The organism is Burkholderia humptydooensis (genome assembly GCF_001513745.1).
GTDB lineage: Bacteria > Pseudomonadota > Gammaproteobacteria > Burkholderiales > Burkholderiaceae > Burkholderia > Burkholderia humptydooensis.
Genome location: NZ_CP013380.1, coordinates 1,340,979 through 1,363,850 on the forward strand (window position 1 = coordinate 1,340,979; position 22,872 = coordinate 1,363,850).

Consider the following 22,872-nt stretch of genomic DNA (forward strand, 5'->3'; position numbering starts at 1 on the left):
CGGTTCAGGAACGGTTGGCGATGATCCGGCGCAGATCGGCGGCGATCGCGTCGGGGGAATCCTGGTCGGTCGCGAGCAGGCGCGCGCGGCCTTGCGCATCGAACACGTAGACGGCCGAGCTGTGCGTGACTTCGTAGCTGCCGTTCGGGTCGCGCTTTTCCATCTGATACGCGACGCGATAGCGCTTCGCGAGCGACTCGATTTGCCGCTCGCTGCCCGTGAGCCCGTACGCGTGCTCGGCGTCGAACGCGCCGACGTAGTCGCGCATCGCGGCGGGCGTGTCGCGCGCCGGGTCGACCGACACGAACAGGATGCGCACGTCGCCGCGCGCGTCGGGGCCGAGCAGCGCGAGCACCCGCATCAGGCGCGTCATCGTTTCGGGGCACACGTCCGGGCAGTGCGTGTAGCCGAAGTAGACGAGCGCGGCGCGGCCGCGGAACGCGGACGCGTCGATCGGCTTGCCGTCCTCGCCCGTGAGCGAGAACGTCAGGTCGGGCAGGTGGCCTGTCACGTTCGTCAAGCGCCACGGCTCGCCGCGCGGCGTGCAGCCGGCGAGCGCGGCCGCCGCCGCGCAGGCGGCGGCGAAGCGGAGAAGGCGCATGCGGCGTGCGCCAGCCGGCGGTGAGGCGGCCTGCGCGCGCGCCGCGAAAAAAGGAAACGGCATCGGCGAATTCGGTTCGAAGCAATCGTGCGCGACGGCCACGCGCGGCGTCGGGTGCCGCGGCACGGGGCTTGCGGCGCCGGCTGCGGTCGAGGGCGCATCGATCGCGCCGCGCCTTCGGCGCATCGCCCGTCGCGGCGCGCGCGTCAGGCCCGGCCACGGGCACCGGCACCTGCGGATCGGCGTCGCGCCGTGTCGCGCTATATCGGTTGGCGATTGCGACTGTAGCGCAATTTGATCCGGATCGTCTTTTCGAAACGCGCGCGGCGCACCGAACCGGGGCAAAATGTCGCAGCGGCGCGGCATGCCGGCCGCGCGCCACGGGCCCGCGCTTTTGTTCATCGTGCATGAGGCGCGGTAAGATGCGCACATTCGCCCGGCGGGCGCGCCCGCCGGCAGCCATTCTCTTCAGCGAATCGATGCAATCCATCCCGCTTTCCCTTCCGCTCGCCCGCACTGCGTTCTTCTTCGACTTCGACGGCACGCTCGTCGATCTCGCGCCGACGCCCGACGCGATCCGGGTGCCGCCCGACGTGCCCGCGCTCGTCGACGCGCTGCGGCGGCTGTCGCACGGCGCGGTCGCGATCGTGTCGGGGCGCGGCATCGACAGCATCGACGCGTACCTCAACCTGCCGGATCTGCCGGTGGCGGGCCTGCACGGCGCCGAACGGCGCGACGCGAACGGCGACACGCAGCGGATCGGCTTCGACGATCCGCGTCTGTTGCGCATCGAGCGCGAGCTCGCGGCGGTCGTCGATCGCCATCCGGGCATGCTGCTCGAGATCAAGGGCGCGGCGCTCGCGCTGCACTTTCGCAACGCGCCCGAACGCGAAGGCGTTGCGCGCGCGGCGGCCGAGCGGCTCGTCGCCGACTATCCGGACGTGTACGTGCTGCAGCCGGGCAAGATGGTGTTCGAGATCAAGCCGAGGGGCGTCGACAAGGGGCGCGCGGTCGCCGCGTTCCTGAACGAGCCGCCGTTCGCCGGCCGCATGCCTGTCTTCGCCGGCGACGATCTGACCGACGAGCAGGGCTTCGCCGTCGTCAACGCGAACGGCGGACTGTCGATCAAGGTCGGCGCGGGCGACACGACGGCGCGCGCGCGCATCGATTCGGTCGCCGCGTTCCGCGAGCAGCTCGCGCGCTGGATCGACGCGGGGCGCGCGCCCGCATGAGCCGTCTCATCATCGTCTCGAATCGGGTCGCGCCGATTTCGGAAGGGGAGCCCGCCGCGGGCGGTCTCGCGATCGGCGTCTACGACGCGCTGAAGGAAACGGGCGGCATGTGGTTCGGCTGGAGCGGCGAGGTCGTCGCGTCGGGCGCGCCGCAGATTCGCGTCGAGGAGCACGGCCCCGTCACGTTCGCGACGATCGGGCTGTCGCGCCGCGACTACGATCAGTACTACCGGGGCTTCTCGAATGCGACGCTGTGGCCCGCGTTCCATTACCGCGCGGACCTGATCCAGTTCGACCGCCACGAGTTCGAGGGCTATTCGCGCGTGAACGTGTGGCTCGCGCAGCAGCTCGTGCCGCTCTTGCGCGACGACGACGTGATCTGGGTGCACGACTATCATCTGATCCCGTTCGCGCAGGCGTTGCGCGCGGCCGGCGTGAAGAACCGGATCGGCTTCTTCCTGCACATTCCGTTTCCGGCCGCGCAGGTGCTCGTCAACGTGCCGCCGCATCGCGAGCTCGTCGAGGCGCTGTGCTCGTTCGATCTGCTCGGCTTCCAGACCGACACCGATCTGCGCGCGTTCTTCGAGTACGTCGAATGCGAGGCGGGCGGCGCGGTCGACCGCGCCGCGCATCCGGCGCGCGTCGAGGCGTTCGGGCGCACGCTGCGCGCGGCCGCGTATCCGATCGGCGTCTATCCGGACGAGATCGCCGCGCTCGCGAAGGCGGGCGAGAACGGCCGCGCGGTGAAGTCGCTCGCGGCGTCGCTGCGCGGGCGGCAGCTCGTGATGAGCGTCGACCGGCTCGATTACTCGAAGGGGCTCGTCGAGCGCTTTCGCGCGTTCGAGAAACTGCTCGAGCACGAGACGTCGTTTCGCAACCACGTGTCGTTCCTGCAGATCGCGCCGTCGACGCGCGCCGACCTGCGCGCGTACCAGGACATCCGCCGGCAGCTCGAGGGCGAATCGGGGCGCATCAACGGCCGCTTCGCCGAGCTCGACTGGGCGCCGATCCTCTATATCCACCGGCAGTACGAGCGGCCGGTGCTCGCCGCGCTGTACCGGCTCGCGCGCGTCGGGTACGTGACGCCGCTGCGCGACGGGATGAATCTCGTCGCGAAGGAGTACGTGTCGGCGCAGGACCCGGACGATCCCGGCGTGCTCGTGCTGTCGCGCTTCGCGGGCGCCGCGTGCGAACTGACGGGCGCGCTGATCGTCAATCCGATCGATATCGGCGGGATGGCCGATGCGTTGTCGCGCGCGCTGTCGATGCCGCTCGCCGAGCGGCGCGCGCGTCACGCCGACATGCTCGCGCGGCTGCGCGAGAACAACGTGTCGGTGTGGCGCGACAACTTCTTGCGGGATCTCGGGCGGTAGCGCACGGCGACGGGCGACGGCCCGGGTCCTCTGCGGCGCGCGCGGCGCTACGCGACGCGTTCGTCGTCCGACGCAGACGAATCGTCGTCGCCGTTGTCTTCGGCGGGCGCCGGCGCGGCCAGGTGCCGGCCGTGCTGCTTCGCGAGCAGGTCGCGGTACAGGCCCGGGCGCTCGCGCAGCACGTCGGGGCTGCCGTCGTCGATCACCTTGCCCGCGCTCATCACGATGATCCGGTCGAAGTTGCGCAGCGTCGACAGCCGGTGGGCGATCGCGATCACCGTGCGGCCCGTCATCAGCCGGTCGAGGGCGGCCTGGATCGCTTCCTCGGACGCGCTGTCGAGCGCCGACGTCGCCTCGTCGAGCAGCAGGATCGGCGCGTCCTTCAGGATTGCGCGCGCGATCGCGATCCGCTGCCGCTGGCCGCCCGACAGCTTCACGCCGCGATCGCCGACGATCGTCTCGAAGCCCTCGGGCATCGCCTCGATGAACTCGGTGCAGCGCGCGTCGCGCGCGGCGGCGAGCACTTCCTCGCGCGTCGCGTCGGGCCGGCCGTACGCGATGTTCTCGTAGATCGACCGGTGAAAGAGGGAGATGTCCTGCGGCACGAGCGCGATCGATTGGCGCAGGCTCTCCTGCGTGATCGAGCCGAGGTCCTGGCCGTCGACCCGGATCGCGCCCTGCTGGATGTCGTAGAAGCGCTGCAGCAGCGCGAGCACGGTCGATTTGCCCGCGCCCGACTTGCCGATCAGGCCGACGCGCTGGCCGGGCTCGATGTGCAGGTCGAAGTGGTCGAGGATCGGCCGGCGGTGCGGATACGCGAACGTCACGCGCTCGAAGTCGACGCGGCCGCCGCGCGGCGCAAGCGCGATCGCGTCCGAGCGGTCGGGCATCCCGTGCGGCTCGAGGAGCGTCTTTACCGCCTCGGCGAGACGCGCGACGTGTTGCGTGACGTCGACGAGCGCGACGGCGAGGTCGCGCGTGCCGTGCAGGATCGTGAAGCCGAGCGAGCTGACGAGCACGATGTCGCCCGACGTCGCCCGGCCCTGGTCCCAGAGCCACAGCGCCCAGCCGAGAAGGCCCGCCGACAGCATCGCGGTGATCACCGCGTGCAAGAGGCGCAGCTTCTCGAGGTAGAGCAGGCTCTGCTGGCGCGCGTCCATCTCGGCCTTCACGGTCGCGGAAAAGCGCTTCTGCTCGCGCAGCGTCATCCCGAACGCGCGCACGAGCCCCATGTTGCCGATCACGTCGACGAGCTCGCCGTCGACAGCCGCCGCCTTCGCCGCGAAGCGGTGGTGGCGCATCGAGCCGCGCTTGGCGAGCTTGAACAGCACGATCGCGAGCACGCCCGAGCACGACAGCAGGCCGAGCGCCATCAGCGGATTGACGACGATGATCATCAGGATCGCGCCCATCACCGCGATGCACGGCGGCAGTACGTTCCACGCCATCGTGTTCTCCGACGTGTAGATCGCGTTCGACGTCGCGGTGATCCGGCTCGCGAGCGTGCCGGGCTGCTTCTCCGCGTAGTAGGTCTGCGAGTGCCCGCTCAAATACTGGAACAGATCGCGGCGCAGGTCGCCCGTGACCGCGACGAACGTATGCGCGGCGACCCAGCCGCCGACGCGCCAGAGCAGGTTGTCCGCGGCGATCAGGCCGACGAGGAGCGCGAACGCGCCCCAGAGCGCGCCCGGATGATGGCGGCCGGCCGCGAGCACGTCGATCAGGTGCTTGATCGCGTACTGCGAGCCGAGCGCGCAGCCGACCGCCGCGAGCACGCTGACGAGCACGACGACATGTGCGACCGGGTGCATCCGGATGTAGCGGAACAGGAACGCGAGCGGCCGGGCGGCGTAGCTCGCGAGCTTCGCGTTGTGGGCGTTGCGCTGGGCAGGGGTGAGAGCTTCCAAAATCAGTGCGTGTGGTGAAACGAGGGTTGAACGCCGCGTCCGAACGTCGCGCCGAGAAGCAGGCGAAAGCCGGCATTGTAATCAAGCCGGTGTGTCGCGCTGCACCCGAGTTGCATCGCGCCAGGGTATGCGACTTATTTTGGGATAAAATTTTATGTCTTGTGGCGCGTTCCTCTCGTCGACGGACGAAAACCGCCGCGCGCACGGCCTGTTGCCGCAGGGAGCGGGGCAGACGCAACTACTCTAAAACGGTCTTCACGTCGGAAGATTGGCAAAGTGTTGCGTCTTTGTAACAACGTAAAGACTTTGAAATGTTGTGCGCCGCACTGTTCGCGACCCCCGATAATCGACTCCGGGTTTGCCCTAGGTCCTTTACTGGAACCTGTCAACGGATTTCCCGCTGAAACGTTGATTGCCCGTGCGACGCGGCCTGCGAGGCAACGCAGCTTCAGTGTCGCGAGCCGGCTCGCCCGACGTCCAACCGACGTCGCGGCGGCGTTCGGCAGGCGGGCGATCGACCCGCTGTTTTACTTTTTGCCGATTTTTTAGGAGTTGCACATGCGAATCGCTCAAATCGCTCCGTTGCACGAAGCGGTTCCCCCGAAACTGTACGGCGGTACCGAACGGGTGGTGTCCTATCTGACCGAGGCGCTCGTCGAGATGGGGCATGACGTCACGCTCTTCGCGAGCGGCGATTCGCAAACCTCCGCGAAGCTCGCGGCCGTGTGGCCGCAGGCGCTGCGCCTCGATCCGACGATCCGCGACGTGATGGCGCCGCACATGCTGCTGCTCGAGGAAGTGCGCCGCCGCGCGGACGAGTTCGACGTGCTGCACTTCCACATCGACTACTACCCGTTCCCGCTGTTCTCGCGCCAGCCGGTGCCGCATCTGACGACGCTGCACGGCCGCCTCGACTTGCCGGAGCTGCAGCCGATCTTCAACACGTTCAGCGACGTGCCCGTCGTGTCGATCTCCGACAACCAGCGCATTCCGCTGCCGCAGGCGAACTGGCTGCAGACGACCTACCACGGTCTGCCCGAGAACCTGCTGAAGCCGATTCCGGACGTGAAGCCGAGCTACCTCGCGTTCCTCGGCCGCATCTCGCCGGAAAAGCGCGTCGACACCGCGATCCGGATCGCCGAGCAGGCCGGCATGCCGATCAAGATCGCCGCGAAGCTCGACAAGGCCGACCGCGCGTACTACGAAGAGAAGATCAAGCCGCTTTTCTCGCTGCCGCACGTCGAATATATCGGCGAGATCAGCGAAGCCGAGAAGGCCGAATTCCTCGGCAACGCGCACGCGCTGCTGTTCCCGATCGACTGGCCGGAGCCGTTCGGCCTCGTGATGATCGAGGCGATGGCGTGCGGCACGCCGGTGATCGCGTTCAAGCGCGGCTCGGTGCCCGAGGTGATCGAGAACGGCGTGTCGGGCTTCGTCGTCGAAGACGAGCTGTCGGCCGTCGCCGCCGTCAAGCGCCTGAACACGCTGCCGCGCGAGCGGGTGCGCGCCGCGTTCGATGCGCGCTTCACGTCGAAGGTGATGGCGCGGAACTACGTGTCGGGCTACGAAGAGTTGCTGCGCCAGAAGCGCCGCACGGTGCTGCGCGAAGTCAACGCAGGCTGACGCGGCGCCGCGCTTTCGGACGCTGCATGTTCGAGCGATGCCCCGCCCGGGTCGACCCGGGCGGGGCATTTTGCATTCGGCGACGGGGTAGGCCGGCCGCCCTGGCGCGCCGCCCGCGATCTGTTGTATTCGCGCCGCGCCGCCGGGGCAGGAAACGACGCAATCCGGCGATTTGCGCCGCGCGGGCATCAGCCGGCCGAGTAATGTCCCTATAATGGCCGTGCCGTAAAATCAGGCCCCGGCAAGGCCGTCAAGAGGAGAGAGCTTTGGCGAGAACGAAACCCACGCGCGCGAACCCGGCTCCCGGCTCGGGCGTCATTTTCGCGTTGCGAGCCATCGGTCTCGTGCTGCTCGCCCGCTGGCTGTTCTCGATGTCGCTGATGGGCTATCGCGCGTCGCTGTCGGCGATGGCGTCCTCGCCGTGGGCGTGCATCAACGTCGTCCTCATCTTCCTGCTGCTCGTCTTGCCCGGCGCGCAGGCGCGCGCCGAGCGCCCGTTCCATCCGCTTCCGCAGTGGCTGCGCCAGGCGCTGCGCTTCTTCGCGCTGCTCGGCTTTCTGTTCGCCGTATGGTCGGTCGGCGTGTTCGCGGCGGCGGCCGGCTGGCGCCGCTCGCTGCACGCGCTGACGGTCAGCAACGGCTGGCTGCTCGCCGCGCCCGCGCTCTATGCGGCCGTCGTCTGGATGTGCCGGCCGCGTGCGCTGTGGCGTACCAATGTCGCTGCGCGCCGCTACGCGATCGGCCGCTACGCGATCTCGCTCGATGTGCTGACGCGCACCGTCGTCGTCTGGATGGAGAGCCGCAAGGTCGGGCAATACGATGCGCGCGAGCTGTCCGTGCGCTGGCCGAAGGGGGCCGCGCCGCAATCCGCGGCCGTCGAAGCCGGCGCGCCGGCGCAACCGGATATTGCCGCGCAACCCGTTGCGCAACCGGATGCCGCCGCATCGGCGGCATCGGCCGCATCGCGTGCTTCGGCGAAACAGCCGACGTCGGCGCGTCCCGCACCGCGCAACGGAGGGTGGCTCGCGCGGCCGAAGATCGAGCTGCTTTGGGATTCGCCCGCGGCGGTCGGCCACAACCGCCAGATCGTGATGCGCGCGCCGCTCGCGACGGAAGGGGACCGCGTCGCGGCGCGCGCGCTCGACGCGTCGCTCAGGCAGATCGCGTGACGCCGGCGGGCCGGCTCGCGCCGCCGCGCCCGCTTCGCCGACACAAGGAGGAACGATGCTGACCGTTCGATGGCTGCTCGCCGCCGTTCATTTGCTCGCGTTCGGTTTCGCGTTCGCGTCGATCGCCGCGCGCAACCGCGCGCTCAAGCGCGTCGCCGCGTCGCGGCAGTCCGCCGATCTGCCCGACGTGTTCAGGGCCGACGCGATCTGGGGCGTGTCCGCGCTCGTGCTGATCACGACGGGCATCGTCCGCGCGTTCGGCGGCTTCGAGAAAGGCGGCGACTATTATCTGCACGCGCCGCTCTTTCATCTGAAGATGGGCGCGCTCGCGCTGATCCTCGTGCTCGAGCTGATGCCGATGATGGGCCTCATCCGCTGGCGTGTGACCGCGCGGCGCGGGATGCTGCCCGACCTAGCGCGCGCGCCCGCGTACGCGCGGATCGGCCACGTGCAGGCGATGCTCGTCGCCGTGATCATGCTCGCGGCAACCGGAATGGCGCGCGGCGTCGGGCTCTGAGCGCCGGCCGTTCCCGCCGCCGCGCATTCTCCGTCAAACCACGTTCTTCTCGACGATCGGCCGGCCTTCGAGCACGCGCGCGAAGCCGAGCGGCGAAAGATCGAGCGACGTGTACCGCCCGTGCACAATCAGCTCCGCAACGCCGCGCCCCGTCGCCGGCCCCTGCTGCAGCCCATGCCCCGAGAAGCCGTTCGCGAAGAGGCAATTGTCGAGGTCCGGGTGCGGCCCGATGATCGCGTTCTGGTCGAGCACGTTGTACTCGTAGTAGCCGGACCAGCTCCGCACGACCCGCAGCGCCTCGAACTGCGGCACGCGGTGCGCGAGCGTCGGCCAGATCAGGTCGTCGAAGAGCGCATGGTCGACGTCGTCGAGCGGCAGGTCGTCGAAATCACGCTCGGGCGGCGGCGCCGCGCCGCAAATGAACGATGCGCCTTCCGGCCGGAAGTAGACGCCGCTCGGATCGACGACGAGCGGGCAGCGCGGCAGCACGGCGGGCGAGCTCACGTTGAAGATGCTGCGGCGGCGCGCGCGCACCGGCAGATCGACGCCGACGAACGCCGCGACCGTGCGCGCCCACGGCCCCGCCGCGTTGACGAGCGCGTCGCAGTCGAACGTGCGGCCGTCGGCCGTCAGCAGTTGCGTGACGCGCCGCCCGCCGACGCGCGCGCCCGTCACATCCGCGCTCACGTATTGCGCGCCGAGCGCGCGCGCCTTGCGGCGCAGCGCCTGCACGAGCCCGTAGCCGTCGAACCAGCCTTCGCCGCGCTCGCCGTAGCAGCCGGCCGCGAGGTCATCGGCGGCGAGCCACGGGAACGCCGCGGCGAGCGCATCGCGCGGCAGATAGCGGATCTGCGCGCCGAGCGACGTCTGCAGCGCGTGGTTCTCGCGCAGCGTCGCGTCGCCCGCCGGCGTCGCGAGAAAGAGGTAGCCGCCTTCGTGCAGATCGATCGACGCTCGTTCGCCGTCGACCGCGAGCCGCTCGCCGAGCGAGCGCAGGAACTCGATCCCGAAGAGCGACATCCGGATCGACAGCGGCGTCGAGAACTGCTGGCGGATCGACGCCGCGGACAGCGCGGACGACGCGCGCGCATAAGTCGGATCGCGCTCGATCACGGTCACGGCGATGCCCGGATCGAGCGTGCGCAGGAAGTAGGCGGTCGCGCTGCCGATGACGCCGCCGCCGACGATGACGACTTTCGAATGCATCGAAACTCCGTGGGTTGGGCGCGATGCGCGCCGTTCGGGAAAAGGGCCGCGCGCATGCAGCGCGTTGCACGCGGCCCGCTCGAATCACGGGCGGCCGATCAGCCCCCCTTCGTGACGATCGTCTGCCACGCGCCGTTCTTTACCTGATAGAGCGTGGACATCCCGCTCTTGAGCGAGCCGTCGCCGCCAAACGAGATGCGGCCGGTGATGCCCTCGAAGTCGATCTTCTTCAGCGCGGGCCGATAGCCGTTCGGATCGGTCGAGCCCGCTGCCTGCATCGCCTTGATCGCGGCCCACGTCGCGTCGTAGCCGAACTGCGCGTACGACAGCACGTCGACGCCGAAGCGCTTCTTGAAGCGCGCCTCGAAATCCTTGCCTTGCGGCAACTGGTCGAGCGGCCGGCCGTATTCCCACGCCATCGCGCCTTCCGCGGCGGGGCCGGCGATCTTGATGAACTCGGCGTCCTTCACGCCGCCGCCGCCGACGAACTGCGCATTCAGGCCGAGCTGCTTCATCTGCCTGGTGAAGTTCGCCGCGAGCGAATCGAGGCCGCCGAAGAACACCAGATCGACGTTCTTGCTCTTGAGGCTCGTGATCTGCGCGCGGAAGTCGACGGCCTGGTTGCTCGTGTATTCGCGCGCGACGATCGCGCCGCCCGCGGCCTTGACCGCCTTGTCGAACTCGTCGGCCTCGCCCTGGCCGAACGCGGTGCGGTCGTCGACGATCGCGATGCGCTTCGCCTTCGTCACGCCGACCGCGTAGCGGCCCGCGTTGCCGGCGTTCTGGCCGTCGGTGGCGATCACCATGAACACGTTCGCGAGCCCGCGCGAGGTGATGACGGGGTTCGTCGCGGCCGGATCGATGACGGGGATGCTCGCCTTGTCGTAGACGACCGATGCGGGAATCGTCGTCCCGGAATTGAAGTGGCCGACCACGACCGACACCTTCTTGTCGACGAGGCTTTGCGCGGCCTGCACGCCGATCCGCGGGTCGGCCTGGTCATCCTCGACGACGAGCTCGAAGCGCGCGGGCTTGCCGGCGATCTTGACGTCCTGCGCGCGGGCGTCGTCGAGCGCGAGCTGCACGCCGTTTTGCAGATCCTTGCCGTAGCCCGCGTTGACGCCCGTGAGCGGCGCGGCGAAGCCGATCCTCACGGGCGTGTCGTCGGCGGCGCGCGCGGCGCCGGTTGCGCCGCACGCGAATGCCGCGGCGAGGGCGAGGGAGGACAGTGACGAGCGGAGTCTCATGTTCTTTCCTTGTAGCGATGCACGAACGGGACGCGAGTAGCGCGGATGCTCAGGGCCGACGCCGCGGCCCGCGTCGCGGGCTGCCGGAGCGGCGCCGGCTAACCGATTTATAGAAGGCCAAATTGGGCGAGTCTTGTCGATTTGCGGCGCATCGGGTGCGGATTTGCGCATAGTCGCGCGATGGCGGGAGCGGGCGCGAAACGGCGGGGGCGCTTGGATTCTGCAGACTGTTGGCGAAGTGCGCCGTGCGTGCATCGGCGGGTGCTCGCGGCGCATTGCGGCAGAACGCGGGGAATCGGGTTCGAGCGGGGAAAGCGTGCGCGGGAGACCGCGGGAGACATATGGCGGGCGGTATGCGCTCCGCCGCTTTCAGGACGATTTCGTACGACGGATCGCCGGCGCGTGATCGATCGATTGCGGCATGACGCGGCGAGACGCGTCGCGCTGCGTGCGTCTCGCCGCGTGTTCGCCGGACGCGCGGGGCGATCGCCGCTCGAGCGCTCCGTCGTGCGCTCGCCCGCCGCACGACGGGCGACAGCCCGCGCCCGTCGCTTCAGCCGCGTGCGCCGCCGAAGCGACGCACGCGGCGTCGCTCGGACCGCCGCTCAGACCGTCGCGATCAGCGGATCGCTCGTGCTCGGCCGGCCTGTCTCGACGTGCCCCGCGAAGCGGCGCAGGAAGCCGTTCGGCGCGCCGTCGGAGACGGTCAGGTCGTACCAGTTGTAGCTGTCGCGCAGATCCCAGTAGTCGTTGATCCGCTGACCGGGCTTCAGCTCGTAGACGCGCGGGCTTTCCTTGCCGTACGCGTTCGCGACCGTGAGCCGCACCGCCGCGCGGCCGCGGTTCGACAGGCGCAGCGTGATGTTGCCGTTCGCGACGTCGTAACCGTAGATCACTTCCGGGTTCGCGGTGAGGCCGAGCGCGGCCGCGGTCGAGCCGCGGAACTGGCAGAGGAAGCCGTTCGGGCCGTAGACGGTCAGATCGTAGAGGCTCAGCGTGAGCGCCGTGCTCCACTCGTCGGACAGGCGCTTGCGCGCTTCGACCGTGTACGCCCACGGGCCGTCGAGCCGATTGCCGGCCGTCACCTGGAACGCCGCGCCCGCGCGGCCCGTGTTCGCGAAGGTCAGCTTGAACTTGCCGGTCGACTGGTCGATGCGGCCGAGCACGAAGAGTTCGTACGGCAGCGCGCGCGCGGCGCGCAGGCCCGCCTCCTGTTTCGGCATCGACTGCACGACGGGCGGCACCGGCACGTAGCTCGGGTGGCGGTTGCGATCGGGCGGCGCGTAGCCGCTCGTGTCGGGCAGTTGCGGCCAATTGCCGTCCGGGCTCGCGAAGTCGAATGCGGACGTGAGATCGCCGCACACCGCGCGGCGCCACGGCGTCACGTTCGGCGCGCGCACCGGGTAGCGATCGTTGAAGCGCGCTTCGATGAATTGCAGCAGCGACGTGTGATCGAACGTCTGCGAGCAGACCCAGCCGCCCTTCGTCCACGGCGACACGACGAGCATCGGCACGCGCGGCCCGAGCCCGTAAGGTCCGGCCATGTGCGTCGCGTCGCCCGCGAAGATCTCGCCCGCGGTCGACACCGTCGACAGCCCGTTGTCGCGCGACTGCGGCGCGAACGGCGGCGCGACGTGATCGAAGAAGCCGTCGTTCTCGTCATACGTGATGAAGAGCGCGGTCTTGCTCCATACGTCCGGGTTCGACGTCAGCGCCTTCAGCACCTGCTCGACGTACCACGCGCCGTAGTTCGCCGGCCAGTTCGGGTGCTCGGAATACGCTTCCGGCGCGCAGATCCACGACACCTGCGGCAGCGTGCCGTTCTTCACGTCCTGCTGCAGCACGTCGAACAGGGTGCCGCCCGCGCTCACGTTCGTGCCCGTGCGCGCCTTGTCGTACAGCGGGCTGCCCGGCTGCGCGTTGCGGTACTGGTTGAAATAGAGGAGCGAATTGTCGCCGTAGTTGCCGATGTACGGGTTCTGCGTCCAGCCCCACGAGCCCGCCGCGTCGAGGCCCGTGCCGACGTCCTGATAGATCTTCCACGACACGCCCGCCTGCTCGAGCGTCTCCGGATACGTGCTCCAGCCGTAGCCGGCCTCCTCGTTGCCGAGCACCGGGCCGCCGCCCGCGCCGTCGTTGCCGACGTAGCCCGTCCACATGTAGTAGCGGTTCGGATCGGTCGAGCTCGGGATCGAGCAGTGGTACGCGTCGCAGATCGTGAACGCGTCGGCGAGCTGGTAGTGGAACGGGATGTCGCCGCGCTCGAGGTGCGCCATCGTCGTCGTGCCCTTGTTCGCGATCCAGCGGTCGTAGCGCCCCTTGTTCCATGCGCCGTGCGTGTCCTGCCAGCCGTGAGGCAGATCCTGCAGGAACTGCATGCCGAGGTTCGACGCGTCCGGATGGAACGGCAGCAACTCGGCCGGGCCGAGGAGCACCGGCTGATGGAACACCGACTTGCCGTTCTGCATCACGAGCGGGCGCGGATCGCCGAAGCCGCGCACGCCGCGCAGCTTGCCGAAGTAATGGTCGAACGAGCGGTTTTCCTGCATCAGGATCACGATGTGTTCGATGTCGCGAATCGTGCCGGTGCGGCGGTTCGCGGGAATCGCGAGCGCTTCGCGGATCACGGGCGGAAAGAGCTGCAGCGCGGCCGCGCCCGCCGTGCCGGCGGCGAGGCGCAGAAAGTCCCGGCGATTCTGATTCGTCATGTTGTCGCTTCCTTGTCTGGAGTGGGGCGAGACCGCCGGAGCGGCGGCGGCCGAAGGGAAGATGGTCGCGATGCGTGATGCCGTCTTGCGCGGCAGCGCCGCCGCGCAACGCCGCCGGGAGGATATCGGGGAAACGGTGTCATCCGGATGAACGTGCGCGGGCGTGCGCGTGGATGCCGGCGCGCGCGTTCGGGCGCGATGGCGCGCGCCGTGTCGATGCGGCGTGCGCGGCGGCGCGGCGGATGCGGTTCGGCGCAAGGACGCGAGTGGGCGGGCGATGGGCGCGGCCGCGGCTGTGGCCGCGAGGCGGGCGACGGCGGCTGTGATGACTGCGGCGATGGCGAGGACGGCGAGGACGGGACGGCCGAAGCGAACGGAGCGAACGGAGCGAACGAAGAGGGCGAAGGCGGCAGGAACGGCGAGGAAAGCGGAAGCGGCGAGAACCGCGACGACGCTTTGCGCCGCGGCGGCCGAAACGCAAGCGCGCGATGGAGCGTGCGGATCAACACGCGGGCCGGCGCGCGCCGCGCATCAATCCGCGCCCGTGATCCACGCGCCGAACCACTCGCTCGGCTGCGCGATCTCGTCCTGCGCGGCGACGAGCTCGAGCTCGTAGCGCCGCGCGTCGTAGGTCGCCTTGACGACCGCGTGCACGGCGGCGAGCGTGTGCTCGAACGCGGCGCGCACGCTGTCGCCGCGCAGCCGGCGTGCGACGAAGATCGCGCTCGTCAGGTCGCCGACGCCGACCGGATGCCGCGGGAACGCATACAGCGGCCGCTGGCCGATCCACGCTTCGGTCTCGGTGACGACGAGCATGTTGAAACGGTCGGCGGGGCTGTTGCGGTCGTGCAGATGCTTGACAAGGATCACCTGCGGACCGCGGCGGATGATCGAGCGGCATGCGTCGACCGCCTCGGCGACCGTTTCGATCCGCTGTCCGGCAAGCTTTTGCAGCTCGCTGTGATTGGGCGCCATGCCGTCCGCGAGTTCGGGCAGCTCGGCGACGATGAACTCCTCGACGCCGGGCTCCGGCCGGATGCCGCCCGTCTGGCCCATCGCCGGATCGCAGAAGTACCACGCGTTCGGATTCGTCGCCTTCACGGTGCGCACGATCTCGACCGCCGCGCGCGCCTGCGCGGGCGAGCCGAGGAAGCCCGAGAGAACCGCGTCGCAGCGCTTGAGCGCGCCGATCGCGGCGATGCCGTCGACGAGCTGCTCCATCTTCGCCGCGTCGATCGCGCTGCCCGCCCAGTGACCATACTGCATGTGGTTCGACAATTGCACGGTGTTGAGCGGCCAGACGTTGACGCCGAGCCGTTGCATCGGAAACACTGCGGCGCTGTTGCCCGCATGCCCGTAGATGACGTGCGACTGGATGCTGAGGACGTTTTTCATGATCGAGTGTGCCGGCGCGCGGCGGGCCCGTCGGACTACGTCGAACGATACATGACTTTCCCGCATTCGCGGAAACATCCAGTAATACAGTGCCGGGGAGGCGTCAGCCCGTCGAAAGTAAAATGGCGCGCGGCTTGCACGGATGTCGGCGAGCCGCTTTCTTCATCGCTTCCTTTATCGCTTCATTCACTCTTCCCGGCTTCGACGATGCTCCAGATTCGCATAGTGTGGTTCACGCGGCTCGCCGCGATGTTCGCGGCCGCTGCGGCGGCCGCGGCGATGCCGCAGGCGCCGGCGTTCGCCGCTTTGCCGGTTGCCGCGAGCGCGCCTGCCGTGGGTGCGGCGAGCGCCGCCGCGCGCGCGAAGGCCGACGGCCCCGAGTACGGCGCCCAGTTGGAAGGCTTCGCATACGCGTATCCGGTGCATCGCTACGCATTCACGTCGCAGCGCGAGACGCTGCAGATGGCGTATCTCGACGTGCGCCCCGAGCATCCGAACGGCCGCGCCGTCGTGCTGCTGCACGGGAAGAACTTCTGCGCGGGGACGTGGGAGCAGACGATCGACGTGCTCGCGAAGGCGGGCTACCGCGTCGTCGCGCCCGACCAGATCGGCTTTTGCAAGTCGACGAAGCCCGTGCGCTATCAATACAGCTTCCAGCAGCTCGCGCACAACACGCACGCGCTGCTCGAATCGATCGGCGTGAGGGAGGCGACGATCGTCGGCCATTCGACGGGGGGCATGCTCGCGGCGCGCTACGCGCTGATGTACCCGAAGGACACGCAGCAGCTCGTGCTCGTCAATCCGATCGGCCTCGAGGACTGGAAGGCGCTCGGCGTGCCGCCGCTGTCGGTCGACTACTGGTATGCGCGCGAGCTGAAGACGACCGCGGACGGCATTCGCCGCTACGAGCAGCGCACGTACTACGCGGGCGAGTGGTCGCCCGCGTACGAGCGCTGGGTGCAGATGCTGGCCGGCATGTATCGCGGACCGGGGCGCGACGTCGTCGCGTGGAATTCGGCGCTCGTCTACGACATGATCTTCACGCAGCCGGTGCTCTACGAGTTCGGCGCGATCAGGGTGCCGACGCTGCTCCTCATCGGCGACAAGGACACGACCGCGATCGGCAAGGACGTCGCGCCGCCCGACGTGCATGCGAGGCTCGGCCGCTATCCGGCGCTCGCCAAGCGAACGCAGGCGGCGATTCCGGGCGCGGTGCTATACGAATTCCCGGCGCTCGGCCACGCGCCGCAGATCCAGGACCCGGCGACGTTCCACAAGGCGCTGCTCGACGGGCTCGCGGACGTGAAGCCCGCCGCGCGCGCGGCGGGTTCGGCGAACGAGTAGGCGTTCGTGGCGGGGCGGGGCCCGGACATTTGGACCTGGACTCCGCGCATCACCCCCACGCGGCCATCGCCATCGCGCTGCCCCCGCCGTCTTCCCCCCGTCACCCCCCGGCTTCGTCGCGAAGCTCGTCGCGCACCTGCGCGGCGAGCTCGTACGACCGCACCCGCGCGCCGTGATCGAAGATCTGCGCGGCGACGATCAGTTCGTCCGCGCCCGTCTGCGCGATCATCCGCCGCAGCCGCTCGCGCACGGTGTCGCGCGAGCCGACCGCCGCGAACGACAGCGCGTGCGCGACGCTCGCGAGCTCCTGCTCGGTCGCGCCGAGCGCGTCGAGCGATTCGACGGGCGGCGGCAGTTGCCCAGGCGTGCCGCGCCGCAGATTCAGGAACTGCTGCTGCAGCGACGTGAAGAGGCGGCGCGCGTCGTCGTCGGTGTCGGCGGCGAACACGTTCACGCCGACCATCGCATACGGTTTCGCGAGCGCGGCGGACGGCCGGAATTGCGCGCGGTACACGTCGAGCGCGCGCATCAGATAGTCCGGCGCGAAATGCGACGCGAACGCGAACGGCAGCCCGAGCATCGCGGCGAGCTGCGCGCTGAAGAGGCTCGAGCCGAGCAGCCAGACCGGCACGTCGAGCCCCGCGCCCGGCACCGCGCGCACGCGCTGGCCAGGGGCGGGCGCGGCGAAGTAGCGCTGCAGCTCGACGACGTCGTCCGGGAACGAATCGGCGCTGCCGATCAGGTCGCGGCGCAGCGCGCGGGCCGTCGTCTGATCGGTGCCGGGCGCGCGCCCGAGGCCTAGATCGATGCGGCCCGGATACAGCGACGCGAGCGTGCCGAACTGCTCGGCAATCACGAGCGGCGCGTGGTTCGGCAGCATCACGCCGCCCGAGCCGACGCGGATCGTCTGCGTCGCGCCCGCGACGTGGCCGATCACGACGGCGGTCGCCGCGCTCGCGATGCCGGGCATGTTGTGGTGCTCGGCGAGCCAGTAGCGGCGATAGCCGAGACGCTCGGCATGCCGAGCGAGATCGGCGGAGTGGCGAAACGCCTGGGCGGCGTCGGCGCCGGCGGGAATCGGCGCGAGGTCGAGAACGGAAAACGGGATCATGGCGACGGCGGAACGAATGGGATGGGGACGGAACGCGGGCCGGCGCATGCGCCGCTGTCCGGCGATGATGCGCGCACGCAACAGATGGCGTCGATTGTGCCAAAGCGTTCCGGATCGCGTCGGAGGCCGGAAAGATATCCCTGACGGCGGCAGGGGCGAAAGGGGGTGTCGACGTGACGCGGCGCCTCGCGAAAGATTGTTCTGTAATAGACTGTAATCGTAAGAAACCCGACGAAATAAGCGAGGATTTGACTCGAATATTTCATCTGGTACAAAAATTCACAGAAACCCTTACGTTTTGGACAGCGCGCGTCCTGCAAAGCGCTTACGCTAACAATGGAGCAATTGCGTGGAAATTGACCGTATCTGCGTGGATCTGCCGTTCAGAAACAGTGCTTTTCAACATGCGCGGCAAGCGTTGCCGGCTTGTCGCTGCTAAAATTCGCGGCCTACGCACCAATCGCGCTCACGGATTCCGTTCTATTCTCCCTGCGCCTGCAGCGAAAAGCCGCACGAGGAGCCTCGGGATAGCGGCCGCCAGGCCGGTTCCGGTGCGTTGCGCGTCGTTGAAAGTGCAAGCCAGTCAGAAAGGAGTTGGGATCGTGTTCGAAATCGTCCCCGCCGAAGCATCGCATCCCCGTTTCGCCCGCCGCCCGATCGTCCGGAGGCGCGCGGCATGACGGAATCGCTTTCCATCGTCGGTTGGGTGTTGCTCGCGCTCGTTTGCGCATCGTGCGGCTATGCGGCGCTCGCCGCGTTCGCGCCCGCGCCGCGCGTGCCCCGTACGGCCGCGCGCGACGGCTTCGAGCCCGTGAGCGTGCTCAAGCCGCTGTGCGGATCGGAGCCGCATCTCTATGAAAACCTCGCGACCTTCTGCGAGCAGCGGCATCCGCGCTATCAGTTGCTGTTCGGCGTCGCGTCGGCCGCCGATCCGGCCGCAGCCGTCGTGCGCCGGCTGCAGGCCGACTATCCCGATAGCGATATCGAGCTCGTGATCGACGCGCGCGTGTACGGCTCGAACCTGAAGGTCAGCAATCTCGTCAATCTCGCCGAGCGCGCGCGCCACGGCCGCATCGTGATCGCCGACAGCGACATCGCGGTCGAGCCCGACTATCTGACGCGCGTGAGCGCGCCGCTCGCCGATCCGTCGGTCGGCGTCGTCACTTGCCTGTATCATGCGCGCAGCGTCGGCGGCTTCTGGACGCGGATCGGCGCGCAGTTCGTCGATGCGTGGTTCGCGCCGTCGGTCCGGATCACCCATCTCGGCGGGTCGAGCCGGTTCGGGTTCGGCGCGACGCTCGCGTTGACGCGCGCGACGCTCGACGCGATCGGCGGCTTCAAGGCGCTGAAGGACGAGCTCGCGGACGACTACTGGCTCGCCGAGCTGCCGCGCCGCCTCGGGCGGCGCACGGTGCTCTCCGAGGTGAACGTGGCGACCGACGTCGCGGAGCCGTCGTTCGCGCCGCTGTGGCTGCGCGAGACGCGCTGGCTGCGCACGATCCGCTCGCTGAATCCGGCGGGCTTCGCCTTCCTGTTCATCACGTTCACCGCGCCGTGGCTCGCGATCGGCGCGGCGCTCGCGGCGTGGCTCGGCCCGGCGTCGGCGGCGGGCGCGACGGCCGCCGCGGCGGCCGCGATCGGCGCGCTCGCGCGGCTTGCGCTGCACGCGCGCGGCTCGGCCGGATGGCGCGCGTTCTGGCGCGACTTGCCGCTCGTGCCGGTGCGCGACGCGCTGCTCGCGCTCGAATGGCTCGTCGCGGCGTTCGGCACGCAGGTCGTGTGGCGGGGCGCGCGGATGACGGTCGTCGGCGGCGACGCGCGCGCGACGGTCGTGGAAGCGGGCGACGGGCGCTGACGGGTGCCGGGCACTCATGCCGGATGCGCGGGCGGCGGCGGGCCGTCCGCGGTTTTTCGAAACATTTGTACTGGAACGAATTGATATCTATGCAGCAGGCTACCGGAGCATTCATGAAAACGCTGTTCTTGCAGGCACCGTCGTACGACGGCTTCGACGGCGGCGCGGGCTCCCGCTACCAGGCGAAGCGCGAGATCCGATCCTTCTGGTATCCGACCTGGCTCGCGCAGCCGGCTGCACTCGTGCCGGGCAGCCGCGTCCTCGACGCGCCCGCCGACGGCCTGTCGGTCGAGGAGACGCTCAAGATCGCGCAGGACTACGATCTCGTGATCATCCACACGAGCACGCCGTCGTTCCCGACCGACGCGATGTTCGCGGAAGACCTGAAGAAGATGAAGCCGTCGATGCTCGTCGGCATGGTCGGCGCGAAGGTCGCGGTCGATCCGCACAACTCGCTCGCCGCGACGGAAGCGATCGATTTCGTGTGCCGCGAGGAATTCGACTACACGTGCAAGGACATCGCGGCAGGCTTGCCGTTCGCCGAGATCCTCGGGATGAGCTACCGCGCGAAGGACGGCTCGATCGAGCACAACGGAGCGCGCCCGATGATCGAGAACATGGACGAGCTGCCGTTCGTCGCGCCCGTCTACAAGCGCGACCTGAAGATCGACAACTACTTCATCGGCTATCTGAACTACCCGTACGTGTCGATCTACACGGGCCGCGGCTGCCGCTCGAAGTGCACGTTCTGCCTGTGGCCGCAGACGGTCGGTGGCCATCGCTATCGCACGCGCTCGGTCGAGAGCGTGCTCGCGGAAGTGAAGTGGATTCGCGACAACATGCCGGAAGTCAAGGAGATCATGTTCGACGACGACACGTTCACCGACTTCAAGCCGCGCGTCGAGGAAATCGCACGCGGGCTCGGCAAGCTCGGCGTCACGTGGTCGTGCAACGCGAAGGCGAACGTCCCGTATTCGACGCTGAAGATCATGAAGGAGAACGGCCTGAGGCTGCTGCTCGTCGGCTACGAGTCGGGCGACGACCAGATCCTGCTGAACATCAAGAAGGGCCTGCGCACCGACATCGCGCGCCGCTTCAATGAAGATTGCAGGAAGCTCGGCATCAAGATCCACGGCACCTTCATCCTCGGCCTGCCGGGCGAGACGAAGGAAACGATCAAGAAGACGATCGAGTACGCGAAGGAAATCAATCCGCACACGATCCAGGTGTCGCTCGCCGCGCCGTATCCTGGCACGCGCCTGTACAACCAGGCGATCGAGAACGGCTGGATGGAAGAGAACAAGACGATCAACCTCGTCAGCAAGGAAGGCGTGCAGCTCGCCGCGATCGGCTATCCGCACCTGCCGAAGGAGGAGATCTATCACGAGCTCGAGCACTTCTATCGCGAGTTCTACTTCCGCCCGTCGAAGATCTGGGAAATCCTCCGCGAAATGCTGACGAGCTGGGAGATGATGAAGCGCCGTTTGCGCGAGGGCGTCGAGTTCTTCCGTTTCCTGCGCGCGCATGAGGCGTGATCGGTGGCGGCTTCCGGCGCGGCGCCGCGTGCGCTGATCTTCACGGCGGACGACTTCGGCCTGCATGAGCGGGTCAATGCGGCCGTCGAGCGCGCGCACCGCGACGGCGTGCTCTCGGCCGCGAGCCTGATGGTCGGCGCGCCGGCCGCGCGCGACGCGGTCGAGCGCGCGAAGCGCCTGCCGTCGCTCGCCGTCGGCCTGCACGTCGTGCTTGCCGACGGGCCCGCGACGCTGCCCGCGCGCGAGATCCCCGCGCTCGTCGGTCCCGACGGTCGCTTTCGCGACGCGATGGCGAAGGACGGCTGCCGCTTCTTCTTCCTGCCGCATGTGCGGGCGCAACTGCGCCGCGAGATCCGCGCGCAGTTCGACGCGTTCGCGGCGACCGGGCTCGCGCTCGATCACGTGAACACGCACAAGCATTTCCATCTGCATCCGACCGTGCTGTCGATGATCGTCGACATCGGCCGCGAGTTCGGGCTCTCCGCGATGCGGCTGCCGTGCGAGCCGTCGACGCCGTTCTGGCTGAAGCCGTGGATCGCGCTCGTGCGCGCGCGGCTCGACCGCGCGGGCATCGCGCACAACGATTACGTCGTCGGCATCGAGCACTCGGGCGCGATGGACGAGGCGGCGCTGCTCGCAGCGCTCGCGAAGCTGCCCGCGGGCGTCGGCGAGATCTACAGCCATCCGGCCGAGGCGGGCGACGGCCCGATCACGCCGTCGATGCGCGACTACCGGCCGGCCGACGAACTCGCCGCGCTGCTGTCGCCGCGCGTCGCGGCCGCGGTGCAGGCGGCGGGCGTCGCGTGCGGCGGCTTCGCCGACGTGTTCGACGGCGGCGCGCGCGCACGGATGCCGCGCGCGGCGCGCGGATGAGCGGAGCGCAGCCGTCATGACCCGCTGGATCAAATGGCTCGGCTGGCCGATCGGGATTGCGATCCTGCTCGCGCTCGTCGTGCGCGAGGGCGTCGGCGACGTCGGCCGCGTGATCGGCCAGGCCGGCTTCGCGCTGCTGTGGCTCGTGCCGTTCCACGGGCTGCCGCTGCTGCTCGACGCGCACGCGTGGCGTCTGCTGCTCGACAAGCGCGCGTCGCTGCCGTTCCTCTGGTGGATCGCGACCGTGCGCGAGGCGGTGAACCGGCTGTTGCCCGTCGTCGGCGTCGGCGGCGAGATCGTCGGCATCCGGCTCGCGCGCTGGCGCGTGCCCGATGCGAGCCGCGTGACGGCGTCGGTGATCGTCGAGGTGCTCGTGACGATCGCCGTCCAGTACGCGTTCGCCGCGCTCGGGCTCGTGCTGCTGCTCGCTGCGACGCAGGAGAGCGTCGGCGCGAGGACGATCGGCGTCGGGCTCGTGCTGTCGCTGCCGATCCCCGTGCTCGGATTCGTGCTGATGCGGCGCGGCGGCGTCTTCCATGCGATCGAGCGCTTCGCGAGCCGGCTGCTCGGCGATTCGCACCGGCTGCTGCAGGGCGTCGACGGCAAGCGCCTCGACGCCGACATCGATGCGCTGATGTCGCGCGCGGGCCTGCTGTTCCGCGCGTTCTTCTGGCAGCTCGCGGGTTATGTCGCCGGCGCGCTCGAGATCTATTGGGCGCTCGCGCTGCTCGGCCATCCGGTGTCGATCGGCGGCGCGATCGCGATCGAGGCGATGACGCAGGCGGTGCGGCATGCGGCATTCATGGTGCCGGGCGGTCTCGGCGTGCAGGAGGCGACCGTCGTGCTGCTCGCGCAGATGTTCGGCGTCGGCCGCGAGGCGGCGCTGTCGCTCGCGCTCGTCAAGCGCGTGCGCGAGCTGCTGTTCGGCGCGCTCGCGCTCGGGTCGTGGCAGTTCGTCGAGCTGTCGCGCACGCGGCGGCGGATTCGCAGCCATGCGCGGCGCGCGGCGCGCGTCGCGGCCGCCGAGGCGCGGCGCGAGCGGCAGGCCGAGCCCATGCTGTGAGCGCGCGGCCGAGCGGCGGGGCGCTTTCGTTCGGGCGTTGACTCGCGGGCGCGGCGGATCGATGCTCCGGTGGCTCAAAGCCTCAAAGGCGCGGGCCTCGTGCGCGCCCAGTG

The 22,872-nt window shown here is 69.2% G+C and carries 16 protein-coding genes and 1 pseudogene; 10 read left to right on the forward strand and 7 right to left on the reverse strand.

The window, feature by feature from the left end; all coding sequences use genetic code 11:
* Positions 1-4 precede the first annotated feature (4 nt).
* Complete coding sequence (locus AQ610_RS06225; protein ID WP_041861833.1) at positions 5-664, reverse strand: SCO family protein; 660 nt, start codon at positions 662-664, stop codon at positions 5-7.
* Between the two features lie 359 nt (positions 665-1,023).
* On the opposite strand from AQ610_RS06225, the gene otsB reads away from it, so the two are divergent.
* Together otsB and otsA are read left to right on the forward strand one after the other, a co-directional pair.
* Positions 1,024-1,833 (forward strand): trehalose-phosphatase, encoded by an 810-nt coding sequence (otsB, locus tag AQ610_RS06230; protein ID WP_009913141.1) that lies wholly within the window; start codon positions 1,024-1,026, stop codon positions 1,831-1,833.
* Entirely contained in the window at positions 1,830-3,206 is a 1,377-nt protein-coding gene (gene otsA, locus AQ610_RS06235) for an alpha,alpha-trehalose-phosphate synthase (UDP-forming) (RefSeq protein WP_006025830.1), read from the forward strand. The genes otsB and otsA overlap by 4 nt, the downstream gene beginning before the upstream one ends.
* Positions 3,207-3,253: 47 nt before the next feature.
* Here otsA and AQ610_RS06240 read toward each other — a convergent pair whose 3' ends face one another.
* Positions 3,254-5,113: an ABC transporter ATP-binding protein gene (locus AQ610_RS06240; RefSeq protein WP_009913139.1), complete on the reverse strand. Its 1,860-nt coding sequence runs from the start codon at positions 5,111-5,113 to the stop codon at positions 3,254-3,256.
* Between the two features lie 558 nt (positions 5,114-5,671).
* Here AQ610_RS06240 and AQ610_RS06245 point away from each other — a divergent pair.
* The 3 genes from AQ610_RS06245 (at position 5,672) to AQ610_RS06255 (ending at position 8,422) form a co-directional block, all read left to right on the forward strand.
* Entirely contained in the window at positions 5,672-6,736 is a 1,065-nt protein-coding gene (locus AQ610_RS06245; protein WP_009913136.1) for a glycosyltransferase family 4 protein, read from the forward strand.
* Positions 6,737-7,002: 266 nt separating this feature from the next.
* On the forward strand, positions 7,003-7,905 hold the full coding sequence (locus AQ610_RS06250) for a hypothetical protein (protein ID WP_009913135.1): 903 nt from the start codon (positions 7,003-7,005) through the stop codon (positions 7,903-7,905).
* A gap of 55 nt (positions 7,906-7,960) precedes the next feature.
* Positions 7,961-8,422, forward strand: a complete 462-nt coding sequence (locus AQ610_RS06255) for a DUF2214 family protein (RefSeq protein ID WP_006025834.1) — start codon at positions 7,961-7,963, stop codon at positions 8,420-8,422.
* Between the two features lie 33 nt (positions 8,423-8,455).
* On the opposite strand, the gene AQ610_RS06260 is transcribed toward AQ610_RS06255, so the two are convergent.
* The 4 genes from AQ610_RS06260 to pdxY form a co-directional block, all read right to left on the reverse strand.
* The gene (locus tag AQ610_RS06260; RefSeq protein WP_006025835.1) at positions 8,456-9,628 is read right to left on the reverse strand and encodes an NAD(P)/FAD-dependent oxidoreductase; all 1,173 of its coding nucleotides are present in this window, start codon (positions 9,626-9,628) and stop codon (positions 8,456-8,458) included.
* Positions 9,629-9,726: 98 nt separating this feature from the next.
* Positions 9,727-10,875, reverse strand: a complete 1,149-nt coding sequence (locus AQ610_RS06265) for a branched-chain amino acid ABC transporter substrate-binding protein (protein WP_009913124.1) — start codon at positions 10,873-10,875, stop codon at positions 9,727-9,729.
* Between the two features lie 605 nt (positions 10,876-11,480).
* Positions 11,481-13,583, reverse strand: coding sequence for a phosphocholine-specific phospholipase C (locus AQ610_RS06270; RefSeq protein ID WP_006025837.1), 2,103 nt, complete (start codon positions 13,581-13,583; stop codon positions 11,481-11,483).
* Positions 13,584-14,114: 531 nt separating this feature from the next.
* Positions 14,115-14,978, reverse strand: coding sequence for a pyridoxal kinase PdxY (gene pdxY / locus AQ610_RS06275; RefSeq protein WP_006025838.1), 864 nt, complete (start codon positions 14,976-14,978; stop codon positions 14,115-14,117).
* A gap of 207 nt (positions 14,979-15,185) precedes the next feature.
* Here pdxY and AQ610_RS06280 point away from each other — a divergent pair, with 207 nt between their 5' ends.
* Positions 15,186-16,322 carry an alpha/beta fold hydrolase gene (locus AQ610_RS06280; protein ID WP_045554827.1) on the forward strand — a complete coding sequence of 379 codons (1,137 nt, stop codon included), beginning with the start codon at positions 15,186-15,188 and terminating at the stop codon, positions 16,320-16,322.
* A 100-nt stretch (positions 16,323-16,422) separates the two neighbouring features.
* On the opposite strand, the gene AQ610_RS06285 is transcribed toward AQ610_RS06280, so the two are convergent.
* The gene (locus tag AQ610_RS06285) at positions 16,423-17,433 is read right to left on the reverse strand and encodes an LLM class flavin-dependent oxidoreductase (protein ID WP_006025840.1); all 1,011 of its coding nucleotides are present in this window, start codon (positions 17,431-17,433) and stop codon (positions 16,423-16,425) included.
* A 676-nt stretch (positions 17,434-18,109) separates the two neighbouring features.
* Here AQ610_RS06285 and hpnI point away from each other — a divergent pair.
* From hpnI to AQ610_RS06305, 4 genes and pseudogenes are all read left to right on the forward strand, one after another.
* Positions 18,110-19,288 carry a bacteriohopanetetrol glucosamine biosynthesis glycosyltransferase HpnI gene (gene hpnI / locus AQ610_RS06290; RefSeq protein WP_006025841.1) on the forward strand — a complete coding sequence of 393 codons (1,179 nt, stop codon included), beginning with the start codon at positions 18,110-18,112 and terminating at the stop codon, positions 19,286-19,288.
* Positions 19,289-19,401: 113 nt separating this feature from the next.
* Complete coding sequence (gene hpnJ / locus AQ610_RS06295; RefSeq protein WP_015600896.1) at positions 19,402-20,823, forward strand: hopanoid biosynthesis associated radical SAM protein HpnJ; 1,422 nt, start codon at positions 19,402-19,404, stop codon at positions 20,821-20,823.
* Between the two features lie 3 nt (positions 20,824-20,826).
* A pseudogene (hpnK, locus tag AQ610_RS06300) lies at positions 20,827-21,716 on the forward strand (hopanoid biosynthesis-associated protein HpnK).
* Complete coding sequence (locus tag AQ610_RS06305; RefSeq protein ID WP_006025844.1) at positions 21,713-22,759, forward strand: lysylphosphatidylglycerol synthase domain-containing protein; 1,047 nt, start codon at positions 21,713-21,715, stop codon at positions 22,757-22,759. The pseudogene hpnK and the gene AQ610_RS06305 overlap by 4 nt, the downstream one beginning before the upstream one ends.
* The last annotated feature ends 113 nt before the right edge of the window (positions 22,760-22,872 follow it).